The organism is Bordetella sp. MIP270_01_BMS (genome assembly GCF_054958705.1).
On sequence record NZ_CM143297.1, the window covers coordinates 3,959,233 to 3,985,892 of the forward strand.

Here is a 26,660-nt window from a genome sequence, read left to right on the forward strand (position 1 = left end):
CGATTCCCACCTCTACGGTGCCGGCAGCGGCTGGCACCCTTCCGGCAAGGAGACATTATGTTCGTCGACGTCAGCGGGGCCCCGGCCCGGCCACAACAACAATGGGATCCGTTACTGATTCCCAAAGAAGATATTGATCGCGAAATCGAACGCCTGATCGCAGCGCCTCGGCCTGCCAACGGACGGCGCGCATCGTTGATCGTGCATCCGGCGGCCAAGGGGGCGGGCCTGGGCCTGACGCCCGGCACGGACGTCACGATCAATGTGGTCAATCCCGGAGAATCGACGTTCAACCTGCGCAAGAACTCGAACATGCTCGAGATCTGTATACGCGGTTCGGGCGTGGCCGTGGTCAGCGGCCGCGAGCTGCGCATCTCGAAGTGGGATGTCTGGAACACGCCATCGATGCAGGTGCATTCGTACCGCAACGACGGCCAGGAGCCCTGGGTGCGCCTGTCTTATTCGAACGCGCCGCTGCTGGAAAAGCTGGAAGTGCACTACGTCGAAGAGTTCGAGGGCGACGTTCCGCCGGCCGACGCAAATACCCGTCCCCCCGAGCCTCGCCCCGCTGGCGCCGCGCGTGCGCGCGACCTGGCATTGCGCGAACAGATCAGCCCCGATGGCGCGACGCTGTTGGGATACGAATGGCTGATCGACATCGATGTGATCGAGTCGAAGGCGCTGCACTGGCCTTGGGAAAAAGTATCGACCTACCTGCCCAGCGTGGAAGACATCGCCAAGGGTTACAACGGACGCCGCCTGTTCGTGCTCTACAACCCGGCGACCGAGCGGCGCATCGGCACCACGCACAGCTATTTCGCCACCATATCGTCTTCGCCGCCCGATAACCACCACGTGCCGCACCGCCACAGCTCCGCCGCCATCAATTACTACCTGCGCGGCAATGGGTACAGCAAAGTCGGCAAGCAGCGGCTCGACTGGAAAGCGGGCGACCTGATCCTGTCCGCTCCCGGCTGGGCCATGCATTCGCACCACTCGGGCACCGAGACGACCTCGGCGCTGACTGTGCAGGACCATCCGCTGCAGATCGCGATGGAGTCGCTGATCTGGCAAGAGCGTTTGCAAGAGCCGATTCTGGCGCTGGGCAGCCAGGCCGGCTTTGAAAGCAACCGCGCCCAGCTGGCGGCGGCATCGTGACCTGCGCGCCGGGCGCTCGTACGCCCGGCGCCCGGCCTACGCGCGAGGCTTCCCCGTAACACGCCATCGGCGCGGCTGAGCGCCACCCTGCATTCTTTGTTGGACAGACTTCATGACAACCACTGCTATCGATATGTCGGCACTGCGGGCGCAGTTGCGTGATTTTTACGACGACTACGCTGCCTGCCTGGACGAGGGCCGCCTGGAAGACTGGCCGGATTTCTTCACCGATGACTGCCATTACCGTGTGCTCTCGCGCGAGAACTACGACGCCGGCCTGCCCATCGGGCTCATCTACTGCATGAACAAGAACATGGTCAAAGACCGGGTGACGGCGCTGCGCGAAACCACGGTCTATGAGCCTCGATCGTTGCGGCATTTCATCAGCGGCGTCCGCGTGATCGAGGCGGGCGCCGACGAGATAGTTGCGCAGGCCAATTTCGCGATCACCGAGGCCCTGTCCGACCGTGAACCGGTCCTGAACATGGTGGGTTGCTACAAGGATGTGCTGGTTCGCTCCGGCCAGGGCTTCCTGCTGCGCCGCCGCGACTGCGTACACGACAACTACCGCGTGCGCACGTCGCTGATCATTCCCGTCTGAATCCGCTTTCCAAGGAACAGCCATGACCTGTCCTGATACCCCTGTGCTGGAAGCCGCCGCGGCGGCGCCCATTCGCATCGAACGCCGCTGGCCCAAGGAAGGCCACACGCGCATTCCCAACTGGATCTATACCGACCCGGATGTATTCCGCAAAGAAATGGACGTGTTCTTCGGCGGCAAGACCTGGAACTACGTCGGGCTGGATTGCGAAGTGCCCGAGCCCGGTTGCTACAAGCGCAACTGGATCGGCGACCGTCCGGTCATCATGGTGCGCACCGAAACCGGCGAGATCGCCGTGCTGGAAAACCGCTGCGCGCACCGCGGAGCGCAGATCTGCTGGCAGAACACCGGCAAGGTCAAGGATTTCACCTGCCCCTACCACCAATGGAACTATGACCTGAACGGCAACCTGCAAGGCGTGCCCTTCCGTCGCGGCGCCATGGGCAAGGGCGGCATGCCCAAGGACTTCGACCCCAAGCAGAACGGCATACGCAAGCTGAGCAGCGTAAATCGCGGTGGTTCGGTGTGGGCCACTTTCGCGGAAGACGGCCCCAGCTTCGAAGAGTACTGCGGGCCCGAGGTGCTGGCCGAAATCGACCACATGCTGCCGGGCAAGAAGCTGAAGCTGCTGGGCTACACGCGCCAGCTGATCCCCAGCAACTGGAAGATGTACCTGGAGAACCTCAAGGACCCCTACCACGCCACCTTGCTGCACACGTTCTACATTACATTCGGCCTGTGGCGCGCAGACTCCAAGTCGGAATGCATTCCGACTGGCGGCGGCGCGCACAGCGTGATGGTGTCGCACAACGAGGGCAAGAAGAAAACCGAGGCCACCTCCGAGATGAGCCGTTTCCGCGACGACCTGGAGTTGCTGGACCTGGAGACCGTTACGCCGCGCGCCGAGTTCAATCGCGGCCGCGTGGGCGGCGCCTGGGTGTTCCCGGCTGCCCAGTTCGGCATCCAGGCCAATTCGCTGAAGACGCGCCACGTCATTCCGCGCAGCCCGACCGAACACGAGCTGGTTTTCACGTATTACGGCTACGAGGACGATGACGAGGAAATGACGCGCCTGCGTCTGAAGCATGCCAACCTGCTGGGCCCTGCCGGCTTTGTATCGATGGACGACAGCGAAATGCTCAACCAGGTGCAGATCGGCGTGACGGGATATCCCGATGCGCAGGGCATCGTCGAAATGGGCGGGCGGGACACGCAGCCGGCTGACTACATGGTCACCGAAGTGCTGATTCGCGCTTTCTACCAGTACTACCGTGTCGCGATGGGGCTGTGAACATGAGCGACTGGAAACCGGTGGCGATGATCAAGGACATCTCGCCAGACACCCACACGCTGCGCGTCACGCTCGATGGTGAAGCCGTGTGCCTGTACAACCTCGAAGGAGAGATCTGCGCCACGCAGGACCGCTGCCCGCACGGCAACGCCAGCCTGGCCGACGGCTACCTCGAAGACGGAACGATTGAATGTCCCCTGCACCAGGGGGTGTTCGACATCCGCAGCGGCAAGCCGCAGTGCCCCCCCGTCACCACCGACCTGAAGCTCTATGAAGTGAAGGTGGACGGCGACACCATCATGCTGCGGACCGGATCGGCATGAGTACCGGCGCCATCGTCGTGGTGGGCGCCGGGCAGGCGGGCGGCTGGGCGGCCCGCACGCTGCGGGATGCGGGGTACGAAGGCTGCGTGATCCTGCTGGGCGCCGAGCCCCACGCGCCTTACGAACGGCCGCCGCTGAGCAAGGCCGTGCTGGCCGGTGCGGCCGCGCCCGAATCCACCGCGCTGTGGCCCGATGACACCTGGCGCCCGCTGGATATCGATTTCCGGCCTGGGGTGGCGGCCACGGAATTGAGGCCCGCCGAACGCACGGTGCTCACGTCTGACGGCGAAACGTTGTCCTACGACGCGTTGTTGCTGTGTTCCGGGGGCCGCGCCCGCGTACCCGCCTTGCCGGGCGCCGACCTGCCGGGCGTGCACGTGCTGCGTACACGCGATGACGCCCTGCGCCTGCGTCAGGCGCTGGCCGGTGGCAAGCGGCTGGCTGTCGTGGGTGGTGGCTGGATCGGGCTGGAAGTCGCTGCCACAGCGCGGCAGATGGGCTGTGCCGTCACCGTCATCGAACAGGGTGCGCGCCTGTGCGCGCGCAGCGTTTTGCCCGCCGTGTCGGCCTACCTGGCTGATCTGCATCGCGCCAACGGCGTGGAGGTATTGCTCGGCACCGGTGTGCAGGGCATCGCGGGCGCCGGATCCAGCTTGGAACTGACACTGTCCGACCAGCGCCGCCTGGCGGCCGACGCGGTGGTGCTGGGGGTAGGGCTGCAGCCCGGTGACGAACTTGCCCGCGCCGCAGGCCTGGCCTGCGACGCCGGCGTGGTGGTCGACGAGTACTGCCGCACTTCGGTGCCCGACGTATACGCAGCGGGTGACGTGGCCGTACTGGACGTGCCGGCGGCCGGAGGCCGCATCCGGCTGGAATCATGGCAGAACGCCCAGGACCAGGGCATGGCCGCCGCCCGCGCCGCGCTGGGAGAAAGGGTGCCATATGTGCCCACGGGCGCCGTGTGGTCCGAACAATACGACGCCATGATCCAGTGCGTGGGATTCGCGCAGCGCGCCGGCTCGGAGGCGGTGCGTGCCTTGCCGTCGCAACGCGGACTGCTGTCGGTTGCGCTGGACCGGGACGGCCGTGCGGTGGCGGGCGTGGCGATCAATGCCGGCCGCGATCTGCGCCAGTTGCGCAAGTGGGTAAGCGGCGCGGCGCTGATCGATGCCGCACTGTTCGCGCAGCCGGAAGCGCCATTGGCGGCGGCGGAGCGTCGCACGGCCACGGTTGAGACGTGATCCGCAACAAACAGGACGACATCATGGACCTAGACTATTCGTCAATCGCCACCAAGGCCGCCTGCGAAGCGGTGGTGCTGGCCTTTTTTCACGCCCTGGATGTGCGGCGGCACGAAGAGGTAGCCGCCCTGATGGCCGAGGATGGCGTCTGGATGCGGCAGGGCAAGGCGCTGCGCGGGCCCCGCGAAGTACTGCAGGCATTGCAGGCGCGTCCTGCCGGGCGCACCACCTGCCATGTCATCACCAATATGCGTTTGCTCTCTGCCGAGGAGGGTCGCGCCGAACTGGCTTATTTCCTGACGGCCTATGAGAGCGTCGAGCAGGAAGGCGCCGGAGCGCCGCGCCTGGTGGCCGTGCGCGATTGCAAGGACACCCTGGTGCTGACCCCGCAGGGCTGGCGCCTGGCCGACAAGCAGAGCCGCCGGCACTTGCCCCCTGAATAAAGCAGAACCCGCACCGGGGGGGTTCCGCCTGCTGTCGCTGTAGCCGTAAATGCCTGGTACGCATGAGCAGCAAGATCACCATAACAATCGCCGCCGGAGCCTGGATCCGGCGGCGCAAGCAACCTTGATGTAGCGCTTCCCTTTAGGAGACAACCATGAGAACCGCAACTGCCCTGAAACAGGGCCTGGCCGCCTTGCTGGCCGTCACCGCCATTGCCGCCGGTCCGACGCACGCAGACACGCCGTTCAATAAGCCGCTGACGCTGATTGTCCCGTTCGCCGCGGGCGGCGGGGGGGACACGCTGGCGCGCCTGGTGGCCGAACCGCTGGGCCGCGAACTGGGCCAGCCCATCGTGATCGAGAACCGGCCTGGCGCCGGCGGCAACATCGGCTCGGCAACGGGCGCACGCGCCACGCCGGACGGCTATACGCTCACCTACGGCACCAATGGTACGCAAGCCATGAACCATTGGCTGTACAAGTCGCCCGGCTTCACGCCGAAGGATTTCGAGCCGGTGTCACGCTTCACGACCATTGCCGCCGCGCTGGTGGTCAAGGCGGACGACGAGCGCTTTCAGTCGCTGCCGCAGCTGCTGGACTACGCCAAGCAGCATCCGGGTGATCTGACCTGTGGATCCGCTGGCAACGGCACGACCTCGCACCTGGCCTGCGAACTGCTCAAGCAGATGACGGGCATCGATGTGCGGCACATTCCGTACAAGGGCGGCGCGGCGGCCATGACCGATCTGCTGGGCGGCCGCATTTCGCTGCTGATAGACGTCATGCCGAATGTGGCCGGACAGGTGGCTGCGGGCAAGCTGCGCGCCTTGGCCGTGACCACGCCCCAGCGCGTCGCCTCGCATCCCGATATCCCCACCATCGGTGAAAGCGGCGTGAAGGGGTATGAGTTCTTCGCCTGGGACGGACTGTATGCGCCCAAGGGCACCCCGCCCGCCATGCTGGACGCCCTGAACGCTGCGGTGCAGCGCACGCTGAGCCGTCCGGAAGTGCGTCAGGCGCTGGAATCGCGCGGGGCGACCCCGGCCGGCACCACGCGCCAGCAACTGGCGGACTTCGGCGCCGAGGAATACGAGCGCCTGGGCAAGGTGGTACGGGCGGCCGGCGCCGCCGTGGACTGAGTTCAGCCCAGCATGGCCACCGCCACGGTGGCCAGGCCCAGCGCGAGGTTCACCGCGACCCAGGTCTTGAGCGAACCCATGGCGGCACCGGCGGCAGGCCACTGCTGGGCCTGCACGGCCGCCGACAGGCGCGGGTACAGGGCAAAGCGGATATGCCCGAAGATGGCGGCCATGACGACCCCCAGGGTCGCCATGATCGTCCAGGACAGGGGCATGTGAAAGCTGCCTCCCGACTCGGCCACCTGGCGGGCCGAACGGCCTATCATCCAGACGCCGCTGATGAGCGCCGCCGCGACTGCCCACGTCACGGCATTCAGGAAACGACCAAGCACCTCGCGCATCAGCGTCAGCCGCTGAGGCGGTTCGAGTGTGGCCACGCCCGGCCGCAGGAAACAGTAGGCGAAGATCATTCCGCCCACCCACAAGATGATGCCCAGCAGGTGGGCGAACTTCAAAAAGCTGTAGAACATGGTGTTTCCTTCATGCGGCGCCGAAGGCACCGTCCTGCCGCATCATATCGCCCCGCATGGCCGGTGGGCACCAAAACGACATAAACTTCAGGAATCCGTGGCGGCATCATGCCGCCCGCATTCACTTTTTCATAGGTTTGCAGCATGCCCAGTTTCGACGTGGTGTCCGAAGTGGACAAACATGAACTCAGCAACGCGGTCGACCAGGCCAACCGCGAGTTGGCCACCCGTTTCGACTTCAAGGGTACGGACGCGAAATTCGAGCTCGAAGACTTTGTGGTGACCCAGGTGGCGCCCAGCGCCTTCCAGCTCAGGCAGATGCTCGACATCCTGCGCGCACGCATGTCGGCGCGCGGCATCGATGTGCGCTGTCTCGATGTGGCCGACCCGCTCGAAAACCTTGGCGGGGCCAGGCAGAAAGTCACGGTGCGCCAGGGCATCGAGCAGCCGGTCGCCAAGAAACTGATCGCCGCCATCAAAGCGGCCAAACTGAAGGTTGAAAGCCAGATCAACGGCGACAAGTTGAGGGTCAGCGGCAAGAAGCGCGACGACCTGCAAGAGGCCATTGCGCTGTTGCGCAAGGCCGACGTCGACCTGCCGCTGCAGTTCCAGAACTTCCGCGACTGAACACCGGGGCGCCACGTAATGGGGGCGGCGCAGGGAATAAACCGGTCACGGCAGACGTCTTACGCAGGGGTAATCCAAGGAGACCACCATGACCTTCATCCATCGTTCCGCCCGTTACGCTGCCATGTACGCCGCGTGCATCCTCTACGCCGCCTCGGCCCAGGCCCAGGCGCCCGTCAAGCAGCAGGACGGGGTGCTGGCCGACCAGGCCGGCATGACGCTATATACCTTTGACAACGACAGCGCCGGCAAGAGCGCCTGCAATGGCCAATGCGCACAGGCATGGCCGCCCTTGGCTGCCAGCGCCGATGCCAAGCCGGAAGGCGACTACACCATCATCACGCGCGATGATGGCAGCCGCCAGTGGGCCTACAAAGGCAAGCCGCTGTACTTGTTCGTCAAAGACGCCAAGCCGGGCGAACGCAAGGGCGACAAGGTGCGCGACATCTGGCACGTCGTGCAACCCTGAACGGCCTGCCGGCTGAAGCGTCAGCGTCAGCCAGCGCATTCGCCGGCATGGCAGCCCGTCGCCGTCAACGCTGGCGGGCTCTCCGTTTTCCGTGCTTCGGCGGCGCGGGCGGGGTGCCGCCGCCTGCGGTGATGCCGGCCGACGCCGTCACGATCGCGGCTATGGCTCCCCATTGCATCAGCGTCAGCCTTTCCCCCAGGAAAAGCAGGCCCGACAGCGCGGCGAAGACGGGCTCCAGGCTGAGCAAGGTGCCGAAGATGCGCACCGGCATGCGTGCGAGCACTGTGATCTCCAGGGCATAGGGCAGTGCACTGGATAGCACGGCCACGCCCAGCGCCATGGGCAGCAGATGGCCCGAGAGCAGAGCGCCGCCAGCCTGTGCGAGACCGAAGGGCAGAACCGCCAGCGCCGCCACGGTGGCTGCCAGGGCGATCGCCTGAGTGCCCAGCTGTACCCCGACGCGGCGACCCAGCACGATGTAGAAGGCCCAACCCAGGCCGGCCGACAGTGCGTAAACCATGCCGGCGGGATCCAGATCGCGCACGTCGGCGCCGTGGGGCAAGAGCATCAGCAGTCCCGCGGCGGCCAGCGCGATCCAGGCGAAGTCGGCCGGCCGGCGCGAAGTGAGCAAGGCCACGGCAAGCGGGCCGGTGAATTCGAGCGCGACTGCGATACCCAGCGGTATCGTGCGCAACGACATGTAGAACAGCAGGTTCATGGCGCCCAGCGACAGGCCGTACGCCACTACCAGGGGCCAGGCGGACGCCGGCATGCGCACCCGCCAGGGCCTGTAGCAGGCCAGCAGCATGAGGGCCGACAGCATCAGGCGCAGCGCCGCCGTGCCTTGCGGGCCCGCCGCCGGAAACAGTTGCTTGGCCAGGGCGGCGCCGCCTTGCATGGATATCATGGCGGCCATCAGCAGCAAGACGGGAATCAGCGGCGAGGCCGGCAGGCGGGAAGCGGAGCTAGGCATGCATGGGTGCGGCCCCCAGGGTGGAGGCAGTCTGCCGATTTTACGCGACGGCCCGCTGCGCCCCTTGGCCGGCCTGGCAGGGCCGACGGCCGCTGCATCGCCGAAGCGGCCGGGCCGTACCGGTGCTGGCGGCGCCAGCCCTCAATCGGCAGCCGTCAGCCGCCAGAGCGTGGTGACCTCGGCCGCGCGCGCGGCGTGCAAAGGGTCTCTGGCATCGTTCGCACGCGGGTGTGTCGGCCGCGCATCCAGGCGTCCGGCCACGCGCAGTCCGGCTTTTGCGATGCGTTCGGCCAATTCGCCCGGCTGCCGCAGGCCCAGGTGCTCGGCCAGGTCCGACATGATGAGCCATCCTTCGCCGCCGGGCGACAGGCGCGCGGGCAGGCCCTCCAGATAGCCATTCAGCATGCGGCTGTCGGGGTCGTACACGGCGTATTCGAGGGGCGAGGTGGGACGGGCGGGCAACCACGGCGGATTGCACACGATCAGCGGTGCAGTGCCTTCAGGGAAAAGGTCGACCTGCTGCAGCTCGACGTGGTGCTGCAGATCGAGCCGCGCCAGATTCTCGCGCGCGCAAGCCAGTGCCCGGGGATCCTGATCGGTGGCCACGACGCGCAGCCCGCGCCGGGCCAGTACCGCCGCCAGTACGCCGGTGCCGGTCCCGATGTCGTACGCAAGCGGCGGCGTACCGCCCGGCAGGGGGGCGCGTGCAACGAGATCGACATACTCGCCCCGCACCGGCGAGAACACGCCATAGTGCGGGTGGATACGGGCGTCCAGCGCCGCAATGGGCACCCCTTTCTTGCGCCATTCATGCGCGCCTATGATGCCCTGCAGCTCGCGCAGCGTCGCCAGGTATGGGCCGGTGGCAGGCCCATAAGCCTCCAGGCAGGCCTGCCGTACATCGGGGGCGCGGCGCAGCGCGATGCGATGCCCCGCCTCGATGGGCAGCAGCAGGCTGCCCAGCAGCCGGGCCCGCTGCGCCTGCGCCAGGCGGTGCCGATTGAACGCGTCCAGCGGGTTTTCAGCCGGCTTGCGCGGCTTCTTGTCGATGCGCCGCGCCAGCGCCTGCAACAGCTGGCGGGCATTGTGGAAATCGCCTCGCCACAGCAGCTGGGTGCCCGCGCACACCAGGCGATAGGCCACCTCGGCAGGCATCCGGTCGTCGGCGATTTCGATGCGGGCAGGGGGCGGTGCGCCGGATTCCGAACGCCAATCGGCGCTTCGGTTTTGGCCGGACTCGGTCCAGTGGACAATAGGTAAAGAAAGCATGCGGGGAAGGCGGGGCGCGGTGAACTGCAGGCACTGTAGCAGTTTCGGCCGAGCCGGGCGTCGGCGCAGGGGGCGCCGCGCCCCGCCCGCGCGCTTCAGGTCGTGGAGGCCGGCGTCAGGCGCTCGCGGTGGCGGGTGACGGCCTGCAGCACGATGGGCTGCATCCGCACGTCGCCGTCCTGGCCGTCCGCATGCCGGTTCAGGAAGTCGAGCAGCGCGGTGCGCATGCGGGGCTCCCATGATTTATGGATGTGATTGGCCACCCCTTCCAGTGCTTCTTCACGGTCGGGCATGGCGTCGAAAAAATCGCCGATGCGGTTGGCCATGCGGATCAGGTTTGCGATGTCCATGGTACTCAGGGAATGATGCGTTCGGGATGACTGTAAATAGTGGCGTCGGCGTTGCGGACGAACCCCAGCAGCGCCACATTGGTATTCTGGGCCACGCGTATGGCCAATGCCGTGGGCGCCGACACGGCGGCGAAGATGCCGATGCCGGCTGCGGCGCATTTCTGCACCATCTCGAAACTGGCCCGGCTGGATGCCAGCGCCATGCCCGAGCCCGGTGCGGCGCCCTGGCGGGCCAGCGCTCCGACCAGTTTGTCCAGCGCGTTGTGGCGGCCCACGTCTTCGCGCACCAGCCGCACCTGACCCTCCGCGTCCGCCCAGGCGGCCGCGTGCGTTGCGCCTGTCAGGTCGTGCAACGGCTGGCCATCGCGCATGCCGCGCATGGCGCGCAACACGGCCGCCAGCCGCACTGCCGGCGCGTCCGCGACCGGAGGCAGCGCGCGCAGTACTTCGGTGAGGGTCTCTACCCCGCACAATCCGCAGCCGGTGCGGCCGGCCATCGCGCGGCGGCGCAGCTTCAGGCGCGCGGCGCAGGCGCTGGAAATCTCTACCTGCACCACGATGCCGTTGAACTGCTGCACGACGTCGATGCCGCGGACGTCGGCCACCTGGTCGACAACGCCTTCCGTCAGCGAAAAGCCCAGCGCGAAATCCTCCAGGTCGGCCGGGGTGGCCAGCATGGTGGCGTGGCTGATGCCGTTGTACTCCAGCGCCACCGGGGTCTCTTCGGCAACGCGGTCGACCTGCATGGCGCCATCGACAACACCGCCACGCACGCGCACCACGGCCGTATCGCCGCAGTGGGCGCGCACGTTGGAAGTGGGGGCGAGGCGGTCCATGGCAATGCGCCTATTTGCCGCTGAGCGCGGCCACGGCTGCGCCGTCGCGTTCGTTCAGCAGCTTCTGTTGCACATCGGCGAAACGGGTCCATTGGCGTTGCCATTCCGACGGCTGGGATACCCGCATCACCTGTACTGCGGTCACCTTGTATTCGGGGCAGTTGGTGGCCCAGTCTGAACTGTCGGTAGTCACCACGTTGGCGCCCGACTCCGGGAAGTGGAAGGTGGTGTACACCACCCCGGGCTGGACGCGATCGGTGAGCGTGGCGCGCAGCACCGTTTCGCCCGCCCGGCTTTGCACACCCACCCAATCGCCTTCCACGATGCCCCGATCTTCTGCGTCCTGTGGGTGGATTTCCAGCACGTCTTCGCTGTGCCACGCCACGTTCGCCGTGCGGCGGGTCTGGGCGCCCACGTTGTATTGCGAGAGAATCCGCCCGGTGGTCAGCAGCAGGGGGAACTTGCGGGTGCTGCGTTCATCGGAAGGAATGTACTTGGTAATCATGAACCTGCCCTTGCCCCGCACGAACTCATCGATGTGCATGATGGGAGTGCCTTCCGGGGACTCGTCGTTGCACGGCCATTGCAGGCTGCCCAGGCGGTCCAGCTTGGCATACGACACGCCGGTGAAGGTCGGCGTCAGCCGCGCGATTTCATCCATGATCTCGCCGGGATGCCGGTAGTTCATGGGATATCCCAGCGCCGTCGACAACGCCGCCGTGACCTGCCAGTCGGCCATGCCGTTGCGCGGTTCCATGACCTTGCGCACGCGCGAGATACGGCGCTCGGCGTTGGTGAATGTGCCGTCTTTTTCCAGGAACGACGATCCCGGCAGGAAAACGTGGGCATACTTGGCGGTTTCGTTCAGGAACAGGTCCTGAACCACGATGCATTCCATCGCCGCCAGCGCCGCCGCCACATGCTGGGTGTCGGGGTCGGACTGGACGATATCCTCGCCCTGGCAGTACAGGCCCTTGAAGCTGCCGCCCAGTGCCGCATCGAACATATTGGGAATGCGCAGGCCCGGCTCGGGCTGCAGGGTCACGCCCCAGGCCGACTCGAACTGCGCTCGCACCGCGTCGTCGGATACATGGCGGTAGCCGGGAAGCTCATGCGGAAACGAGCCCATGTCGCACGAGCCCTGCACGTTGTTCTGGCCGCGCATGGGGTTCACGCCCACGCCCTCGCGTCCGATGTTGCCGGTGGCCATGGCCAGGTTGGCGATCGCGATCACCGCCGTGGACCCCTGGCTGTGTTCGGTCACGCCCAGGCCGTAGTAAATGGAACCATTGCCCCCGGTGGCATACAGGCGGGCAGCGCCGCGTACGTCGGCCGCAGGCACGCCGGTGACGGCCTCGGTGGCCTCGGGTGAGTTCTCGGGCTGCGCCACGAACTCGCGCCATTGCTCGAAGGCCCGGGTCTCGCAGCGCTGGGCTACAAACGCTTCATCCACCAGGCGTTCGGTCACGATGACGTGCGCCATGGCCGTCAGCAGCGCCACATTGGTGCCGGGCCGCACCGGAAGGTGAAAATCGGCCTTGATGTGCGGGGAGTCGACCAGTTCGATGCGGCGCGGATCGATCACGATCAGCCGTGCACCCTCGCGCAGCCTGCGCTTCATGCGCGAGGCGAACACCGGGTGCGCGGCGCTCGGGTTGGACCCCATGAGAATGATCACGTCGGTGTGCATTACCGAGTCGAATGTCTGCGTACCGGCGGATTCCCCCAGCGTCTGCTTCAGGCCGTAGCCGGTGGGGGAATGGCATACCCGCGCGCAGGTGTCCACGTTATTGGTGCCGAAAGCCGCCCGCACCAGTTTCTGCACCAGCCAGGTTTCTTCGTTGGTGCAGCGCGACGATGTGATGCCGCCGATCGCGTCGCGGCCGTAATCGGCCTGGATACGCCGGAATTCGGATGCCGCGTAGTCGATGGCTTCCTGCCACGACACCTCGCGCCAGGGGTCGGTGATGCGCTTGCGTATCATCGGCTTGAGTACACGTTCTTTGTGGGTGGCGTAGCCCCACGCGAAACGGCCTTTCACACAGGCGTGACCGCGGTTCGCCTGCCCGTCTTTCCACGGCACCATGCGCACGACTTCCTGGCCTTTCATCTCGGCCTTGAATCCGCATCCCACGCCGCAATAGGCGCAGGTGGTGATCACCGAGTGTTCGGCCTGGCCCATCATGATGACGGTCTTTTCCTGCAAGGTGGAGGTCGGGCAGGCCTGTACGCAGGCCCCGCAGGACACGCACTCGCTTTCAAGAAATGATTCGTTCTGTCCGGCAGATACGCGCGAGGCGAATCCCTTGCCCGAAATGGTCAGCGCGAAAGTGCCCTGCGTTTCTTCGCAGGCCCGCACGCAGCGGTTGCAGACGATGCACTTCGACGGGTCGTACGAAAAATACGGATTGGAGTCGTCGACCTTGTCGTGCAGATGATTGGCGCCGCCCTGGCCGTAGCGCACGGCGCGCAGTCCTACGACACCGGCCATGTCCTGCAGCTCGCAGTCGCCGTTGGCGGGGCAGGTCAGGCAGTCGAGCGGGTGGTCGGATATGTACAGCTCCATCACCCCGCGCCGCAGTTCGTGCAGCTTGGGGGTCTCGGTGGCGACCACCATGCCTTCTTCGACAGGGGTCGTGCACGATGCCGGATAGCCCCGGCGACCTTCGATCTGCACCAGGCACAGCCGGCACGAGCCGAACGCTTCCAGGCTGTCCGTCGCGCACAGCTTGGGAATGTTGATGCCATATTCGGCGGCGGCCCGCATGACCGAGGTGCCCTCCGGCACCGACACCTGCTGGCCATCGATCGTGAGGGTGATCAGTTTTTCGGATACGCGGGCCGGCGTGCCCAGGTCGCGTTCGCGCTTGATGACGGTTTCGAACATCGCAGTCTCGCAGTGGTCAGGCCGGGTGCGCGGCCGCGTGGGCGGCCAGCCCGAAGTCTTCAGGATAGTGGTTCAGGGCGGACAGCACGGGGTAGGGCGTCATGCCGCCCAGCGCGCACAGCGACCCGCCCAGCATGGTGTCGCACAGGTCGCGCAGCAGGTGCACCTGCTGTTCATGCGCGCCGTCGCGCGCCGCGATCTTGTCCAGCGTTTCGACGCCACGCACCGCGCCGATGCGGCACGGCGTGCATTTGCCGCACGATTCCACGGCGCAGAACTCCATGGCGTACCGAGCCATGCGAGCCATGTCGACGGTATCGTCGAAGGCCACGATGCCGCCGTGGCCCACCATGGCCGAAATGGCGGCATAGGCTTCGTAGTCGAGCGGCACGTCCCATTGGGATTCCGGCAGGTAGGCCCCCAGCGGACCGCCCACCTGCACCGCGCGCAAGGGTCGGCCCGACGCGCTGCCCCCGCCATAGTCGTAAAGCAGTTCGCGCAGCGTCACGCCAAAGGCCGTCTCGACCAGGCCGCCGTGCTTGAGGTTGCCGGCCAGCTGAAACGGCAGCGTGCCCTGCGAGCGGCCGACGCCGTAGTCGCGATAGTGTGCCGCGCCCCGCGCCAGGATGATGGGCACTGTGGCCAGCGAGATGACGTTATTGATGACTGTGGGCTTGCCGAACAGACCGGCAATGGCAGGCAGGGGCGGCTTGGCGCGAACCACACCGCGCTTGCCTTCCAGGCTTTCGAGCAGGGACGTTTCTTCGCCGCAGATGTATGCGCCGGCGCCTTTGCGGACCTCCAGGTCAAAGCGGCGGCCGCTGCCCAGGATGTCGTCGCCCAGCCAGCCGGCGTCGCGCGCCCGTCCGATGGCGCTTTCCAGCGCCGCGATGGCGTGCGGGTATTCCGAACGTACATAAAGATAGCCATGGGTGGCGCCCACGGCGAGGCCGGCGATGGCCATGCCTTCTATCAGCACGTAGGGGTCGCCTTCCATGATCAGCCGATCGGAAAACGTGCCGGAGTCGCCTTCGTCGGCATTGCAGACGATGTACTTCTGTTCGGCCGGCGTGGTCAGCACGGTTTTCCACTTGATACCGGTGGGAAACGCCGCACCCCCGCGCCCGCGCAGCCCTGAAGCGGTCACCTCGTCCACGATCTGCTGCGGCGACATCTGCAGGGCGCGCTTGAGGCCCTGCAGACCTTCGTGCGCCACGTAGTCGTCGAGCGACAGCGGGTCGGTGATGCCCACGCGCGCGTAGGTCAGGCGCTGCTGCTTTTTCAGATACGGAATGTCTTCCGTCCGGCCGTGACACAGCGCGTGGTCGCCGCCCTGTAGCCAGCCGGCATCGAACAGGCCCGGCACATCTTCCGCCCGCAGCGGCCCGTAGGCGATGCGGCCGTCCGGCGTCGCCACCTCGGCCAGGGGCTCCAGCCACAGCAGGCCCCGCGATCCGTTGCGCACCAGCCGAATCGGTACATTGCGCCGCAGCGCTTCCTGCTCGATGGCGTGCGCGATGGCTTCAGCGTCCATGGCCAGCGCCGCGGCGTCACGCGGCAGGTAGATCGTGACGGGGGCGCTCATGGTTGTGCCTCGCCGCGTTGCGCCGCTTGCGCCAACAATCGGTCCAGCTTTTCGGGCGTGACGCGCGCGTGCGGCTGGCCGTCGAGCATGACGGCGGGCGACTGCGCACACAAGCCCAGGCAATAAACGGGCTCGAGGGTGACGGCGCCATCGGGCGTCGTGTCATGGAAGTCGCAGCCCAGCCGCTTGCGGACATGCGCGGCCAGCTGTTCGCTTCCCATGGCCTGGCAGGACTCGGCGCGGCATACTTCCAGTACATGCCGGCCCGCCGGTTCGGTACGGAAGTGAGGATAGAAGGTCACCACCCCATGGACTTCCGCCCGCGACAGATTCAGGGCTTCGGCGATGGGGGGCACGGCATCGGCTGGAATACAGCCCAGCTCGTCTTGTACGGCATGCAGTATGGGCAACAGCGCGCCCGGCTGCTGCGCAAGTCGGGCCGCGATGCGGGCCGCGGCGGCAGCAGCCGCGGCGCCGCCGGCTGGCGCGCGCCGCGCCTCGCCTGCGGAATTGTTTCGTGCCATGGGTTCGGCCATGGGTGACTCCTGGAATGGCCACGATGCGTCCCGCGGGGACGTTCGTGATGCGGGTGGCGGCCCATGAGCATTATTAATATGCTTTGAAAAACATATAAAATGACAGGACTTCGCTTGATGGGCGTACTGTAGTCGGCAACAATTTGCGATTCAATAAGAAATAAATGACATATAAGTTCCGCCTGGGCCTGCGCCCGCAATGGGTGCTGGAAGCTAATGCCGAAATGGCCGAGCAGCCCTTGCACGACATGCTGGCCTTGTTGTCGGCCATCGACGCCACGGGCAACATCGCGGGAGCCTGCCGGGCTTGCGGCCTGTCGTACCGGCATGCGTGGGGCGTCTTGCGACGTTTCGAAACGCTGTTCGGCACGCAGCTGCTCATCACGCGGCGGCGGCAGGGCACCGAGCTATCCCCCTTTGCCCAGCGCCTGCTGTGGGCCAACCGCCGCATCGAAGCGCGGCTGATGCCCACCCTGGAAAGCATGGCTTCGGAACTCCAGGAAGAGTTGGAAAAACTGCTGCCCGAGACGCTTCCGAATTTGCGACTGCACGCCAGCCATGGCTTTGCCGTAGAGGCTTTGATGCAGCACATGAGCGCCCGCCAGCCGGGCCTGGAACTGCGCTATCGCACGGCCATCGAAGCACTGGCCTCGCTCGAGCGCGGCGAATGCGACCTGGCCGGTTTTCAGGTGCCCGTCGGCAAGTTCGAGGCGCCCATCATGGCGCGCTATGCGCAATGGCTGTTGCCCGACGAGTACCTGCTGATCCATCTGGCCGAACGCAATACCGGCCTGTTCGTGATGCCCGGCAACCCCAAGGGCATCCACGGCATGGCGGACCTGGCCCGGCCTGATGTGCGGTTCGTCAATCGACAGATCGGGTCGAGCACGCGCTATCTGGTGAGCATGATGCTGGAAGCGGCCGGCGTGCCCAGCGCCGACGTACAGGGCTACGAGACCAACGAGTTCACGCATATGGCCATCGCGGCCCATATTGCCAGCGGCATGGCCGATACGGGGGTGGGCGTCGAAACCGCCGCCGCGCGGTTCGGCCTGGACTTCATTCCGCTGGTGCGCGAACGTTATTTCTTCGCCATACGTCGCGCTGCTTTGCAATCGCGTGCGATGCAGGATGTTCTGGGCATCATGCGCGGGCAGGAATACCTGTCGTTCCTGCGGCAATTGCCCGGTTACGACGCCACCCATACCGGCAAGCTGCAATCGCTGGGCGAAGCATTTCCGGGAGCGCAGCGCGCTCCGTGACAGGGCCGGTCGGCCGCGAAGCCGGCAAGAACGTGCTGCGGGCCGCGAGTCTGCGCCCGTCGTGCCCATGGCGCGGGCCCTTCCGCGGGGACGCGCCACGGGCGTCGCCTGTGATGCGGGATCCTGCACTGTTTACTGCGACGGCCGACCCCTGCGCGGCCATCCCGGCCAGCCTCTGATGGACTTGCTGGCTCGGCACGATATCAATCTCCCCCAAGTGTGTTATCACCCCTCGCTGGGCGCTTTGCAGACCTGCGATGTCTGCTGGGTCGAAGTGGATGGCGAACTGCAGCGCGGCTGTGCCGTCGATGCGCGAGACGGGCTGCGTGTAGGCGCGCGGACGCCCAAAGCCGAGGCGGCCCGGCAAGAAGGCATGGACCGCCTGCTCGGCAAGCACGAGCTCTACTGTACCGTCTGCGAAAACAATACCGGCGACTGCACGCTGCACAATACCGTGGTGGAGATGGACATCCCCATCCAACGCTACGAATTCAGGCGCAAGCCGTATGAGAAAGATGAAAGCGGTTCGTTCTACACCTACGACCCGGACCAGTGCATTCTTTGCGGGCGTTGTGTTGAGGTTTGCCAGAATGTCCAGGTCAACGAGACGCTCACCATCGACTATTCCATGGAGCACCCGCGGGTGCTGTGGGACGGCGGCGAATCGATCGACCATTCCAGTTGCGTGAGCTGCGGCCAGTGCGTCACGGTCTGTCCGTGCAATGCCCTGCTGCATCGATTTCATTGGCTCGAGCAAGGCCGGCAACGGAGAGGCTTATCTGACGCAGAAAATCGCCCGGCTGATCATCGGCACCAACAACGTGGACAATTCCTCGCGCTACTGCCAGAACCCTGCCACCTTTGGCCTGTTCCGCACGGTCGGGTACGGGGGCGATGCCGGCACGCTGCTGGATATTGAACAGGCCGAGCTGGTGGTGCTGGTCGGCAGCAACGTGGCGGAGAACCATCCGGTGATTGCATCGCGCATCAAGGCTGCCCGCAAATTGCGCGGCCAGAAGCTGCTCGTGATCGACCCGCGCAAGCATGAGATGGCTGAACGGGCCGACCTCTTCATGCGGCCCGAAATCAGCACCGACTTGATCTGGGCGTCCGCGCTGTCGCGCTATATGTTCGAACAGGGCTATGCCGACGAAGAATTCCTGCGCGCGCGGGTGAATCAGGTGGATGAGTACCGCCGCTCACTCGCGCCGTTCACGATGGCATACGCAGCCCGCAAGACCGGCATACCCTTGGAGATGCTGACGCAGGCCGCCGAGCTTATAGGCCGCGCGAAGTCGGTCTGCCTGCTATGGGCCATGGGGGTCACGCAGCACAGCCATGGCGCAGACACCAGCACCGCCTTGTCGAACCTGTTGCTGGTCACCGGCAACTATGGCCGGCCGGGTACCGGCGGCTATCCCATGCGCGGGCACAACAATGTGCAGGGGGCCAGCGACTTTGGCTGCCTGAAGGACATGTACCCTGGATATGAAAAGGTGACCGACGACGCGGTCCGCGAAAAGTGGGCGCGTGCCTGGGGCGTACCCAAGCACAGGCTGTCGCCGCGTGTCGGCGCCGACAATTTCACCATGGTGCAGCAGGCCGACACCGACCAGATGCGCGCCATGTACATCATCGGCGAAGAAACGGCGTTCGCGGATTCGCACAGTGAGAATGTGCACACCGGCTTCGAGAAACTGGAGTTTCTGGTCGTGCAGGATATCTTCCTGAGCCGTACCGCCCAGTTCGCCGATGTCGTGCTGCCGGGCTGTCCCAGCGTGGAAAAAGAAGGCACGTTCGTCAATACCGAAAGGCGTATCCAGCGCTACTACGAGGTCATGCCGCCCCTGGGGAACAGCCGACCGGACTGGTGGATACTGACCGAGCTGGCGCGGCGCATGGGCCACGACTGGGGCTATGAACACCCCTCGGACATCATGCGCGAAGTCGCCGCCACGGCGGAAATCTTCAAGGGCGTGATTTACGAGCGCCTGGAAGGCTTTGGTTCACAGTGCTGGCCCGTGAACTCGAACGGCCCACTGAGATATAGCGGCGGCGTCGGGGGCCGAACCCGGGCACGATATTTGCAGACCGGCCGGCCAGTCTCCGGGGGAACCATGAAAACAGCCACGACATTCGCCGCGGTGCGGCCACCTGCCCAAGCCGATATGCGGGCGCCCCACTGTGCCGGAGCCTGCGCATGGCCGGCCTGATGTTCCTGCATGTGGCCGCATTGGCGATATGGAGCGCGGCCCTGCTGTACCTGCCGGTAGTGTTCAGCGTCAACCGCGGATTGCGCAGCAGGGCGGCAGTCCGCATCCGCATCATGAGCCGCCTTGCTTTCATCGGCGTCGCGTCCCCGGCTGCGGTGTTGGCCATTCTGTCAGGCACGGCGCTGGTGTATTTCACGCAGGCCACGGGCAGCTGGCTTGCGGCGAAGCTGCTCTTGGTGTCGCTGATGGCGGCCTTCCATGTCTATTGCGGCCGCACGCTGTCGTCGCTGGGCCACGAAGGCCGGCACAAGCAGCGCCGGCGCAGCGCCGGCCTTTGGCCGATCGCCGTGCCCTTGTTGCTGATTCCTGCCGTGCTGTGGCTGGTGCTGGCCAAGCCCGCCCTGGTGTCCGGCGTGGAGGGTGCCCCATGGTGAAGACGCGCGCGCGCTATGGCTCCTGGTCGTGCACGCCGACCTGGTCTTCGAACACCAGTTTCCCGCCCAGCCACCCTGCGGCGGCCACCAGCACCGCGCCCAGGGCCGACAGATATAGCCCCATGGGCATGATGGCGCCCACCGGGTCCGGCAAGCGCAGGAGCCAGTTGATGCATCCCACCGACAGCAGCATGACCGCCATGACGAAATGGCTCCAGGCCGCTGCCCGATGGCGTATGCCTTCCACCGCCAGCAGCTCGAGCGTGCCGGTGGCGCCCGCCACGGCCCCCATCAGAGTGCCCACGCCCAGCAGCCACAATGACGCGCGAGCCCAGAATTCGTCACCCAGCCAGAGGTATGCCAGATCGCTGGGCAAGGCTCCGATGAGAAACGCGATGGGAAAGGTGACCAGGGCAGGGTGCAGCGGGTGGCGGCTGACCGCCACCACGGTGCCGGTGCCTTTAGGCAGGGGGTGCGCCAGCTTTTCCATAAGTTCTTCGGATCGGTTGAAGTCGAGGCTGGCCGGTCAGCAAACGGCATGCCGCCTGCTGATCGCGTCGGCGTGTGTCCTGCTGTCGGGCTGCGAAGGCCGGCTGTCGGCCCTGGACCCCGCGGGGCCCTCGGCCCGCGCGATCGCCCAGGTGTGGGACGTCATGGCCTGGGGGGCTCTGGCTATCCTGGTTTTGATGCTGGCCCTGGCCGCGCTGGCTTGCCGCCGGCGGCCGCGCACGCACGAGCCCGTGCCGGTTCGGTGGTTCCTGGCGGGAGGCGGCCTGGTCTTTCCGGGCGTCGTGTTGGCTGCGCTGCTGGTTTATGGATTGCAAGCCGGCGACATGCGCAGCCCGCTGCCCGAGAGCGAGGGCGTATACCGCGTGCAGGTCCGGGCGCATCAATGGTGGTGGGAGGTCGCGCACCCCGACGCGCCGGGCGGCCCCCGCTACGCCGTCAACCAGATCCATGTGCCGGCGGGCGTGCCGGTGCATGTCAGCGTGACTGCCGCGGACGTCATCCATGGATTCTGGATCCCGCGGCTGGGCGGAAAGATAGACGCCATTCCCGGCCGCACGAACACGATCCGCCTGCAGGCGGATCAACCTGGCGTCTATGACGGCGTATGCGCGGAGTTCTGCGGACTGGAGCACACCACCATGAGCCTGCAACTGTTTGCCCATGCGCCGGCCCAACTGCCCGGCGCCCTGCAGGCCCTGTCGTCGACGCAGGTGCAGCCATGACCGCGATGACCTCGGCTGTGGCCCGCCATAAAGCACTGGATGCCGACTGGCGCTCGCCCCCCGGCTGGCGATGCCTGTCGGCCGTCAACCACAGTACCCTGGGACGCCGATTCATCGTCGCGGCCCTCGTGTTCTTCCTGATAGGCGGAGTGCTCGCCATGCTGATCCGCGCGCAACTGGCGGCGCCGGGCGGCGGGTTCCTGGATAGCGAGACCTATAACCAGGTCTTCACGATGCATGGCACGGTGATGATGTTTCTGTTCGCCATTCCCATGCTGGAAGGCTTTGCCTTCTACTTTCTGCCGAAGATGCTGGGCACCCGCGACATGGCCTATCCGCGCCTGGGAGCGTATGGATGGTGGTGCTATCTGTTCGGCGGGCTGATCCTGATAGGCGGCATGGTAATGGGCGTGGCGCCGTCCAGCGGGTGGTTCATGTATACCCCGCTGTCGAGCGCGACCTACACGCCGGGCATCAATAGCGACATCTGGCTCATCGGCATCACGTTCGCCGAAATCTCGGCAGTGTGCGGGGCCATCGAACTGGTCGGCACTATCCTGAAACTGCGGGCGCCCGGCATGTCGTTGAGCCGCATGCCGATTTTCGTCTGGTACATGCTGATCACCGCCGGCATGATCCTCGTGGGGTTTCCCCCGTTGATCCTGGGCAGCATCCTGCTGGAACTGGAGCGCGCATTCGGCTTGCCGTTCTTCGACGTTTCACGCGGGGGCGACCCCTTGCTCTGGCAACATCTGTTCTGGATATTCGGCCATCCCGAGGTCTATATCATCTTCCTGCCCGCCGCCGGCATGGTGGCGACCATGGTGCCGGTGTTCGCGCGGCATCCGCTGGTGGGCTATTCATGGGTGGTGGCCGCCATCACCGCGATGGGCTTCCTGAGTTTCGGGCTGTGGATTCACCACATGTTCACCGTTGGAATCCCGCAGATGGCGGTGGGGTTCTTCTCGGCCGCCAGCATGCTGGTCGCGCTGCCCACGGCCGTTCAGTTTTTCTCGTGGCTGGCCACGCTGTGGTCCGGCAATGTCAGCCTGCGCCTGCCCATGCTGTACCTGGGCGGCTTTCTGGTCATCTTTGTGCTGGGCGGCCTCACTGGCGTGATGCTGGCGCTGGTGCCCTTCAACTGGCAGGCTCACGATACGCACTTCGTTGTGGCGCACCTGCACTATGTGCTGATAGGCGGCATGATCTTTCCTGTGTTGGCCGCCACTTGTTACTGGCTGCCCCACTTCACGGGCCGCATGCTCTCCGAACGCGCGGGGCCCTGCGCGTTCTGGCTGATTTTCATCGGCTTCAACGTTACCTTCCTGCCCATGCACCTGACGGGGCTGCTTGGCATGCCCCGCCGCATCTACGGCTACGACGAGCAGATCGGCTGGGACATGCTGAACCTCGTGTCATCAATCGGCGGCTTCATCCAGGCCATCGGATTTGCGGTGTTCCTTATCGACATCGCGCTGCACGTCAGGCTGGGCCGCATTGCGCCACGCAACCCCTGGAACGCCTCGACGCTGGAATGGGCCATGCCGGTGCCGCCGCCCAACTACAACTTCGCGTCCATACCCGAAGTGCGGGGGCGTGACCCGCTCTGGCAGAACCCTGACCTGGGGGTGGAAATGGCAAGCGGCCGGCACTGGCTGGCCGAACCCGCGCCCGGGCGGCGGCAGACGCTGTCGGTCGACGTGATGAGCGGGCGGCCACTCAGCGTGGTGGAACTGCCCGGGCCCACTTGGCTGCCGCTCTATGCGGGCCTGGCTACGGCGGTGTTCTTTGTCTGCGTGCTGTTCAAAATGTATGGGGTGGCGGTGGCGGGCGCACTCGGGGCGCTCGCCATCTTCTTGCGCTGGGCGTGGCTGGGCGGGTCGCGCCAGGATCCCGAGCCCGTCAACGCCACGCCCGGCGTGCAGTTACCCACGCATGTCACGGACGGAGGCGCACCGGGCTGGTGGGGCATGTGCGGCAGTCTGGTGGCCGACGCCGCGGTTTATGCATCCTTGCTGTTCGGTTTTTTCTTCTTGCGCACCATGGCGCCCGAATGGCCGCCCGCCGAATGGCTGCACCTTTCGGGCGTACACGCCATTGTCCTGGGCATTGTGCCCGCGGCCGCGGCCCTCGCGTCGCACCGGGCGTGCGTGGCGAATGGTCGTGGCCGGCGCGCAGCACGAGAGGGCTGGCTGCTGGCCAGCGGCTTGCTGTCCGTGGCCGGCGCCGCGTTCTACATCGCGCTTTGTGCGGCCCTGCCCGAGGCCGACAGTCACGCCTACGCCGCCGCGGCGACCGTGCTGGTGTGCTATGTGGCGCTGCATGCTGCAGTGGGGGCTGTCATTACCCTGTTCGTCGCACTGCGTGGCCGAGCCGGATTCGTCAGCACCCGCCGCGCGCTGGAACCCCGGGTGGCCAGGCTGTGGCAGGTCTACACCGGCCTGGCGGGCAGTTCCGCCGCAGCCGTGCTGTACGTCATGCCGGGGGTGGCGCCATGACACACGCCAACGGCTACCGACCCTTGCCGGCGCAGGCCGTCCGGCCGCCCGGCATGTGGCGCCTGATGGCGGGCTGGTCGCTATGGGCAGCGGCGTTGTCGGCCCTGTATGGGGGGCATGCCCTGGCCTGCCGCGGTGCGGGCATCGCCGCGTCTGCCGCACAGCCTCCGCAGGGCTTGGGGGGCTGGCTGCTGGTCCTCTGGCTGGCATTCATCATGGGCAATGCGTGGCTGGCCGCTCGCAGCCTGCGCCGGTGGCGGCGACTGCGGGCCGGCTTGCCGGCGGACGCGAAGCCAGGCCGTTTCATGGCCATGCTGGCCTGCGCACTGGACGCAAGCGCCCTGTGCGCCACCGTCGTGACCGGGCTGCCCGTGGTCATGGTGCCCGCCTGCGTTGCCTAGCCGGGCGGGGTGGGGCGCCGCCGCGCGCAAGGCTTGCGGGCGACAACCGTTATATGATGTATGGATGAGCAAAGTGATCTACCTGGCAGACCGATCCGCGCAGCGGGCCGCGCCGTTGCCGCAGGCGGTGCTGCCGCCCGCCGGCCAGCCGGCGCTCGACACTCGCGCCCGTCCCTTGCGTGACCTGCGCATTTCGGTCACCGATCGCTGCAACTTCCGCTGCACCTACTGCATGCCGCGCGAAGTGTTCGACGGCAATTACGCGTTCATGCCGCAGTCGGCGTTGCTGTCCTTCGAAGAAATCACGCGCCTGGCCGGGCTGTTTGCGCAACTGGGCGTCGAGAAGATCCGGCTCACCGGCGGTGAACCCCTGTTGCGCAAGAATATTGAGACGCTGGTCAGCATGCTGGCCGAACTGCGAACGCCCGCCGGCCGGCCGCTGGAACTGACGCTCACCACCAACGGCACGCTGTTGCGCCGCAAGGCCAAGGCCTTGAAGCAGGCAGGCCTGACGCGCGTCACCGTCAGCCTCGATGCGCTCGACGCCGACATGTTCGCGCGCATGAGCGACAGCGCCTTCACGCCCGACGACGTGCTGCACGGCATCGATGCGGCCGCCGAAGCAGGGCTGGCGCCCGTCAAGATCAACATGGTGGTGCGGCGTGGCCTGAACGACTGCCAGATCGTGCCCATGGCCGAACGCTTTCGGCATACGGGCCACGTGTTGCGCTTTATCGAGTACATGGATGTGGGCAGCACCAACGGCTGGAACCTGCAGGAAGTCGTCCCCAGCGGCGAAGTCCTGCAGCGCATCGGCGCCGCGCATCCGTTACAGGCCCTCGAGACCGAATCCATGGGCCGCGTGGCCGAACGCTGGGCGTATGCCGACGGCGCTGGCGAGATCGGCGTCATCTCGAGCGTCACCCAGGCCTTCTGCGGCGGCTGCACCCGCGCGCGCCTGTCGCCGGAAGGCAAGGTATTCCTGTGCCTGTTTGCCTCGAAAGGGCACGACTTGCGCGACCTCTTGCGCAGCGGCGCCGATGACGCGCTGATCGCCCGTACGATGGCCGGCATCTGGGCCAGCCGCGACGACAACTATTCAGAGTTGCGGGGCCGCGGCGTATCGATGCCGCCGCAGGGCGAGCGCAAAGTCGAAATGAGCTATATCGGCGGGTAGCCCGCCCGCCGCTGCTGCCTGCGGGCAGGGATGCCCTCAGGCGAGCCAGTGCGCCACGTCGTAGTACGGCACTACGTCGCCGTCCTGAACGGCTACGCCCGCAGGCAGGCGAGCCAGGCCGGTGGCCCAAGGCATCGAGCTGATCACCGAGGAATCCTGGTTGGGGTAGGGCAACAGCTCGGGTGGCTGCCCCGCAGGCTGTCGCCATTGCACGCGCAAGAATTCTTCGCGGCTGTCCTGGCGCGGACGCTCGGTGCGCAAAGGCGCCGCGCCAACGGGCGGGAACAGCTGGGCGCGACCCTGCATGCGCCGCACCAGCGGCGACACCAGCATGGCGTAGACGGCATACACCGATACCGGATTGCCCGGCAGGCAGACCACCGGTTTGCCATCGATATGGGCCAACGCCACGGGCTTGCCCGGTTTCATGCGCACTTTCCACAAGCCCAGCTTGCCGCCCAGCGATTCGAGCACCGGCTTGACCAGGTCTTTTTCCCCGACCGAGACACCCCCGATGCTCAGCAGCAGGTCGCAGTCGGCCAGAATGGTGCCGATGGACGCGCGCAGGTCGGGCTCGTTGTCGCGAGCGTGCAGCACATGTACCGCATGGGCGCCGGTTTTCTGCACCAGCGCGGCCAGCATCGGGCCGTTGCAGTTGTATATCTGCTGCGGCGCGCGTTCGGCGCCCGGGGGAACGAGTTCGTCTCCGGTGGTCAGGATGCCCACGCGCAGGCGGTCGTACACCTGTACATGGGTCAGGCCCTGCGAAGCCAGCAGCGCGATGTGCGCGGCTTCGAGCAAGGTGCCGCGCGCCAGCAAGGGCTGGCCGGCGGTCGTGTCCATGCCGCGCTTGCGCACGAATTGTCCTGGCTCCGGCGCCTGCAGGATCTGCACCTGGTTGTCGGCCTCGCGGGTGTTTTCCTGGATGACGACCGTGTCGGCTCCGTCGGGAATGAGACTGCCGGTGAACAGGCGCGTGGCCTGGCCCGGCAACTGGGGTTGGGGCATGTCGCCCGCATAGCTGCGCTGCTGCACCGGCAGCACGATGTCGGGCTGGTAATCGGCATAGCGGATCGCGTAACCGTCCATGGCGCTGTTGTCGGCCGGCGGCAGGTCGAGCGTGGCCGACATGTCCACCGCCAGTACGCGGCCGACGGCGTCGGCCAGGGTCACCAGTTGCAGGCGATCAAGCGGCTTGGCGGCTTGCGCCAGCAGGGTCTGGGCGCGATCGAAATCTAGCAGTTC

The 26,660-nt window shown here is 66.2% G+C and carries 28 protein-coding genes; 17 read left to right on the forward strand and 11 right to left on the reverse strand.

Annotated features, from left to right (window positions below; all coding sequences use genetic code 11):
* Positions 1 to 57: 57 nt before the first annotated feature.
* The 7 genes from ACV17W_RS18595 to ACV17W_RS18625 all read left to right on the forward strand — a co-directional run bounded on the left by ACV17W_RS18595 (position 58) and on the right by ACV17W_RS18625 (position 6,196).
* The gene (locus ACV17W_RS18595; protein WP_462593839.1) at positions 58 to 1,158 is read left to right on the forward strand and encodes a cupin domain-containing protein; all 1,101 of its coding nucleotides are present in this window, start codon (positions 58 to 60) and stop codon (positions 1,156 to 1,158) included.
* A gap of 112 nt (positions 1,159 to 1,270) precedes the next feature.
* Complete coding sequence (locus ACV17W_RS18600; protein WP_462593840.1) at positions 1,271 to 1,759, forward strand: aromatic-ring-hydroxylating dioxygenase subunit beta; 489 nt, start codon at positions 1,271 to 1,273, stop codon at positions 1,757 to 1,759.
* A gap of 22 nt (positions 1,760 to 1,781) precedes the next feature.
* Positions 1,782 to 3,050 carry a Rieske 2Fe-2S domain-containing protein gene (locus ACV17W_RS18605; RefSeq protein WP_462593841.1) on the forward strand — a complete coding sequence of 423 codons (1,269 nt, stop codon included), beginning with the start codon at positions 1,782 to 1,784 and terminating at the stop codon, positions 3,048 to 3,050.
* Between the two features lie 2 nt (positions 3,051 to 3,052).
* The gene (locus ACV17W_RS18610; RefSeq protein ID WP_462593842.1) at positions 3,053 to 3,373 is read left to right on the forward strand and encodes a non-heme iron oxygenase ferredoxin subunit; all 321 of its coding nucleotides are present in this window, start codon (positions 3,053 to 3,055) and stop codon (positions 3,371 to 3,373) included.
* On the forward strand, positions 3,370 to 4,614 hold the full coding sequence (locus ACV17W_RS18615) for an NAD(P)/FAD-dependent oxidoreductase (protein ID WP_462593843.1): 1,245 nt from the start codon (positions 3,370 to 3,372) through the stop codon (positions 4,612 to 4,614). The genes ACV17W_RS18610 and ACV17W_RS18615 overlap by 4 nt, the downstream gene beginning before the upstream one ends.
* 23 nt (positions 4,615 to 4,637) lie before the next feature.
* A complete protein-coding gene (locus ACV17W_RS18620; RefSeq protein ID WP_462593844.1) occupies positions 4,638 to 5,057 on the forward strand; it encodes a nuclear transport factor 2 family protein in 420 nt (139 codons plus the stop codon).
* Between the two features lie 155 nt (positions 5,058 to 5,212).
* The gene (locus ACV17W_RS18625) at positions 5,213 to 6,196 is read left to right on the forward strand and encodes a Bug family tripartite tricarboxylate transporter substrate binding protein (RefSeq protein WP_462593845.1); all 984 of its coding nucleotides are present in this window, start codon (positions 5,213 to 5,215) and stop codon (positions 6,194 to 6,196) included.
* 2 nt (positions 6,197 to 6,198) lie between these two features.
* Here the strand turns inward: ACV17W_RS18625 and ACV17W_RS18630 are convergent, their stop codons facing one another.
* Both ACV17W_RS18630 and ACV17W_RS18635 read right to left on the reverse strand, forming a co-directional pair.
* The gene (locus ACV17W_RS18630) at positions 6,199 to 6,666 is read right to left on the reverse strand and encodes a CopD family protein (RefSeq protein WP_462593846.1); all 468 of its coding nucleotides are present in this window, start codon (positions 6,664 to 6,666) and stop codon (positions 6,199 to 6,201) included.
* Entirely contained in the window at positions 6,648 to 6,812 is a 165-nt protein-coding gene (locus ACV17W_RS18635; RefSeq protein WP_462593847.1) for a hypothetical protein, read from the reverse strand. Before ACV17W_RS18635 ends, ACV17W_RS18630 begins: the two co-directional genes overlap by 19 nt.
* Between ACV17W_RS18635 and ACV17W_RS18640 the strand changes: the two genes are divergently transcribed.
* Complete coding sequence (locus ACV17W_RS18640) at positions 6,811 to 7,293, forward strand: YajQ family cyclic di-GMP-binding protein (RefSeq protein ID WP_462593848.1); 483 nt, start codon at positions 6,811 to 6,813, stop codon at positions 7,291 to 7,293. The genes ACV17W_RS18635 and ACV17W_RS18640 overlap by 2 nt on opposite strands.
* An 88-nt stretch (positions 7,294 to 7,381) precedes the next feature.
* The gene (locus ACV17W_RS18645; RefSeq protein ID WP_462593849.1) at positions 7,382 to 7,762 is read left to right on the forward strand and encodes a COG4315 family predicted lipoprotein; all 381 of its coding nucleotides are present in this window, start codon (positions 7,382 to 7,384) and stop codon (positions 7,760 to 7,762) included.
* Positions 7,763 to 7,826: 64 nt separating this feature from the next.
* Here the strand turns inward: ACV17W_RS18645 and ACV17W_RS18650 are convergent, their stop codons facing one another.
* The 7 genes from ACV17W_RS18650 to ACV17W_RS18680 all read right to left on the reverse strand — a co-directional run bounded on the left by ACV17W_RS18650 (position 7,827) and on the right by ACV17W_RS18680 (position 16,198).
* On the reverse strand, positions 7,827 to 8,669 hold the full coding sequence (locus ACV17W_RS18650) for an EamA family transporter (RefSeq protein ID WP_462596585.1): 843 nt from the start codon (positions 8,667 to 8,669) through the stop codon (positions 7,827 to 7,829).
* 207 nt (positions 8,670 to 8,876) lie between these two features.
* Positions 8,877 to 10,004, reverse strand: coding sequence for a methyltransferase (locus ACV17W_RS18655; RefSeq protein ID WP_462593850.1), 1,128 nt, complete (start codon positions 10,002 to 10,004; stop codon positions 8,877 to 8,879).
* Between the two features lie 95 nt (positions 10,005 to 10,099).
* A complete protein-coding gene (locus ACV17W_RS18660; protein ID WP_462593851.1) occupies positions 10,100 to 10,354 on the reverse strand; it encodes a formate dehydrogenase subunit delta in 255 nt (84 codons plus the stop codon).
* Positions 10,355 to 10,359: 5 nt separating this feature from the next.
* Positions 10,360 to 11,190 carry a formate dehydrogenase accessory sulfurtransferase FdhD gene (gene fdhD, locus ACV17W_RS18665; protein ID WP_462593852.1) on the reverse strand — a complete coding sequence of 277 codons (831 nt, stop codon included), beginning with the start codon at positions 11,188 to 11,190 and terminating at the stop codon, positions 10,360 to 10,362.
* Positions 11,191 to 11,200: 10 nt separating this feature from the next.
* The gene (fdhF, locus tag ACV17W_RS18670; RefSeq protein WP_462593853.1) at positions 11,201 to 14,077 is read right to left on the reverse strand and encodes a formate dehydrogenase subunit alpha; all 2,877 of its coding nucleotides are present in this window, start codon (positions 14,075 to 14,077) and stop codon (positions 11,201 to 11,203) included.
* A 16-nt stretch (positions 14,078 to 14,093) separates the two neighbouring features.
* Positions 14,094 to 15,662, reverse strand: a complete 1,569-nt coding sequence (locus ACV17W_RS18675; protein WP_462593854.1) for a formate dehydrogenase beta subunit — start codon at positions 15,660 to 15,662, stop codon at positions 14,094 to 14,096.
* The gene (locus tag ACV17W_RS18680; RefSeq protein ID WP_462593855.1) at positions 15,659 to 16,198 is read right to left on the reverse strand and encodes a formate dehydrogenase subunit gamma; all 540 of its coding nucleotides are present in this window, start codon (positions 16,196 to 16,198) and stop codon (positions 15,659 to 15,661) included. The genes ACV17W_RS18675 and ACV17W_RS18680 overlap by 4 nt, the downstream gene beginning before the upstream one ends.
* A 164-nt stretch (positions 16,199 to 16,362) precedes the next feature.
* Here ACV17W_RS18680 and ACV17W_RS18685 point away from each other — a divergent pair, with 164 nt between their 5' ends.
* The 4 genes from ACV17W_RS18685 (at position 16,363) to ACV17W_RS18700 (ending at position 20,107) form a co-directional block, all read left to right on the forward strand.
* Positions 16,363 to 17,460 carry a substrate-binding domain-containing protein gene (locus ACV17W_RS18685; RefSeq protein WP_462593856.1) on the forward strand — a complete coding sequence of 366 codons (1,098 nt, stop codon included), beginning with the start codon at positions 16,363 to 16,365 and terminating at the stop codon, positions 17,458 to 17,460.
* Positions 17,461 to 17,638: 178 nt separating this feature from the next.
* Positions 17,639 to 18,379: a 4Fe-4S binding protein gene (locus ACV17W_RS18690; RefSeq protein WP_462593857.1), complete on the forward strand. Its 741-nt coding sequence runs from the start codon at positions 17,639 to 17,641 to the stop codon at positions 18,377 to 18,379.
* A complete protein-coding gene (locus ACV17W_RS18695; RefSeq protein ID WP_462596586.1) occupies positions 18,261 to 19,673 on the forward strand; it encodes a molybdopterin oxidoreductase family protein in 1,413 nt (470 codons plus the stop codon). The genes ACV17W_RS18690 and ACV17W_RS18695 overlap by 119 nt, the downstream gene beginning before the upstream one ends.
* Positions 19,661 to 20,107: a CopD family protein gene (locus ACV17W_RS18700; RefSeq protein ID WP_462593858.1), complete on the forward strand. Its 447-nt coding sequence runs from the start codon at positions 19,661 to 19,663 to the stop codon at positions 20,105 to 20,107. Before ACV17W_RS18695 ends, ACV17W_RS18700 begins: the two co-directional genes overlap by 13 nt.
* 13 nt (positions 20,108 to 20,120) lie before the next feature.
* Here ACV17W_RS18700 and ACV17W_RS18705 read toward each other — a convergent pair whose 3' ends face one another.
* A complete protein-coding gene (locus ACV17W_RS18705; protein WP_462593859.1) occupies positions 20,121 to 20,597 on the reverse strand; it encodes a DUF2231 domain-containing protein in 477 nt (158 codons plus the stop codon).
* Positions 20,598 to 20,613: 16 nt separating this feature from the next.
* Here ACV17W_RS18705 and ACV17W_RS18710 point away from each other — a divergent pair, with 16 nt between their 5' ends.
* The 4 genes from ACV17W_RS18710 (at position 20,614) to moaA (ending at position 25,415) form a co-directional block, all read left to right on the forward strand.
* Positions 20,614 to 21,339, forward strand: coding sequence for a cytochrome c oxidase subunit II (locus tag ACV17W_RS18710; protein WP_462593860.1), 726 nt, complete (start codon positions 20,614 to 20,616; stop codon positions 21,337 to 21,339).
* The gene (ctaD, locus tag ACV17W_RS18715; RefSeq protein ID WP_462593861.1) at positions 21,336 to 23,837 is read left to right on the forward strand and encodes a cytochrome c oxidase subunit I; all 2,502 of its coding nucleotides are present in this window, start codon (positions 21,336 to 21,338) and stop codon (positions 23,835 to 23,837) included. Before ACV17W_RS18710 ends, ctaD begins: the two co-directional genes overlap by 4 nt.
* Entirely contained in the window at positions 23,834 to 24,238 is a 405-nt protein-coding gene (locus ACV17W_RS18720) for a hypothetical protein (RefSeq protein WP_462593862.1), read from the forward strand. Before ctaD ends, ACV17W_RS18720 begins: the two co-directional genes overlap by 4 nt.
* A gap of 64 nt (positions 24,239 to 24,302) precedes the next feature.
* Positions 24,303 to 25,415: a GTP 3',8-cyclase MoaA gene (gene moaA / locus ACV17W_RS18725; protein ID WP_462593863.1), complete on the forward strand. Its 1,113-nt coding sequence runs from the start codon at positions 24,303 to 24,305 to the stop codon at positions 25,413 to 25,415.
* A gap of 36 nt (positions 25,416 to 25,451) precedes the next feature.
* On the opposite strand, the gene ACV17W_RS18730 is transcribed toward moaA, so the two are convergent.
* On the reverse strand, positions 25,452 to 26,657 hold the full coding sequence (locus tag ACV17W_RS18730; protein ID WP_462596587.1) for a molybdopterin molybdotransferase MoeA: 1,206 nt from the start codon (positions 26,655 to 26,657) through the stop codon (positions 25,452 to 25,454).
* Positions 26,658 to 26,660 lie beyond the last annotated feature (3 nt).

What these genes read in the sequence shown, in the direction of transcription:
- ACV17W_RS18630 (WP_462593846.1), bottom strand. Translation starts at nt 6,666, where the DNA reads ATGTTCTACAGCTTTTTGAAGTTCGCCCACCTGCTGGGCATCATCTTG.
- ACV17W_RS18615 (WP_462593843.1), top strand. Translation starts at nt 3,370, where the DNA reads ATGAGTACCGGCGCCATCGTCGTGGTGGGCGCCGGGCAGGCGGGCGGC.
- fdhF (WP_462593853.1), bottom strand. Translation starts at nt 14,077, where the DNA reads ATGTTCGAAACCGTCATCAAGCGCGAACGCGACCTGGGCACGCCGGCC.
- ACV17W_RS18650 (WP_462596585.1), bottom strand. Translation starts at nt 8,669, where the DNA reads ATGATATCCATGCAAGGCGGCGCCGCCCTGGCCAAGCAACTGTTTCCG.
- ACV17W_RS18625 (WP_462593845.1), top strand. Translation starts at nt 5,213, where the DNA reads ATGAGAACCGCAACTGCCCTGAAACAGGGCCTGGCCGCCTTGCTGGCC.
- ACV17W_RS18690 (WP_462593857.1), top strand. Translation starts at nt 17,639, where the DNA reads ATGGACTTGCTGGCTCGGCACGATATCAATCTCCCCCAAGTGTGTTAT.
- ACV17W_RS18645 (WP_462593849.1), top strand. Translation starts at nt 7,382, where the DNA reads ATGACCTTCATCCATCGTTCCGCCCGTTACGCTGCCATGTACGCCGCG.
- ACV17W_RS18640 (WP_462593848.1), top strand. Translation starts at nt 6,811, where the DNA reads ATGCCCAGTTTCGACGTGGTGTCCGAAGTGGACAAACATGAACTCAGC.
- ACV17W_RS18600 (WP_462593840.1), top strand. Translation starts at nt 1,271, where the DNA reads ATGACAACCACTGCTATCGATATGTCGGCACTGCGGGCGCAGTTGCGT.
- ACV17W_RS18705 (WP_462593859.1), bottom strand. Translation starts at nt 20,597, where the DNA reads ATGGAAAAGCTGGCGCACCCCCTGCCTAAAGGCACCGGCACCGTGGTG.
- ctaD (WP_462593861.1), top strand. Translation starts at nt 21,336, where the DNA reads ATGACCGCGATGACCTCGGCTGTGGCCCGCCATAAAGCACTGGATGCC.
- ACV17W_RS18720 (WP_462593862.1), top strand. Translation starts at nt 23,834, where the DNA reads ATGACACACGCCAACGGCTACCGACCCTTGCCGGCGCAGGCCGTCCGG.
- ACV17W_RS18605 (WP_462593841.1), top strand. Translation starts at nt 1,782, where the DNA reads ATGACCTGTCCTGATACCCCTGTGCTGGAAGCCGCCGCGGCGGCGCCC.
- ACV17W_RS18700 (WP_462593858.1), top strand. Translation starts at nt 19,661, where the DNA reads ATGGCCGGCCTGATGTTCCTGCATGTGGCCGCATTGGCGATATGGAGC.
- moaA (WP_462593863.1), top strand. Translation starts at nt 24,303, where the DNA reads ATGAGCAAAGTGATCTACCTGGCAGACCGATCCGCGCAGCGGGCCGCG.
- ACV17W_RS18595 (WP_462593839.1), top strand. Translation starts at nt 58, where the DNA reads ATGTTCGTCGACGTCAGCGGGGCCCCGGCCCGGCCACAACAACAATGG.
- ACV17W_RS18685 (WP_462593856.1), top strand. Translation starts at nt 16,363, where the DNA reads ATGACATATAAGTTCCGCCTGGGCCTGCGCCCGCAATGGGTGCTGGAA.
- ACV17W_RS18610 (WP_462593842.1), top strand. Translation starts at nt 3,053, where the DNA reads ATGAGCGACTGGAAACCGGTGGCGATGATCAAGGACATCTCGCCAGAC.
- ACV17W_RS18675 (WP_462593854.1), bottom strand. Translation starts at nt 15,662, where the DNA reads ATGAGCGCCCCCGTCACGATCTACCTGCCGCGTGACGCCGCGGCGCTG.
- fdhD (WP_462593852.1), bottom strand. Translation starts at nt 11,190, where the DNA reads ATGGACCGCCTCGCCCCCACTTCCAACGTGCGCGCCCACTGCGGCGAT.
- ACV17W_RS18635 (WP_462593847.1), bottom strand. Translation starts at nt 6,812, where the DNA reads ATGCTGCAAACCTATGAAAAAGTGAATGCGGGCGGCATGATGCCGCCA.
- ACV17W_RS18680 (WP_462593855.1), bottom strand. Translation starts at nt 16,198, where the DNA reads ATGGCCGAACCCATGGCACGAAACAATTCCGCAGGCGAGGCGCGGCGC.
- ACV17W_RS18620 (WP_462593844.1), top strand. Translation starts at nt 4,638, where the DNA reads ATGGACCTAGACTATTCGTCAATCGCCACCAAGGCCGCCTGCGAAGCG.
- ACV17W_RS18660 (WP_462593851.1), bottom strand. Translation starts at nt 10,354, where the DNA reads ATGGACATCGCAAACCTGATCCGCATGGCCAACCGCATCGGCGATTTT.
- ACV17W_RS18655 (WP_462593850.1), bottom strand. Translation starts at nt 10,004, where the DNA reads ATGCTTTCTTTACCTATTGTCCACTGGACCGAGTCCGGCCAAAACCGA.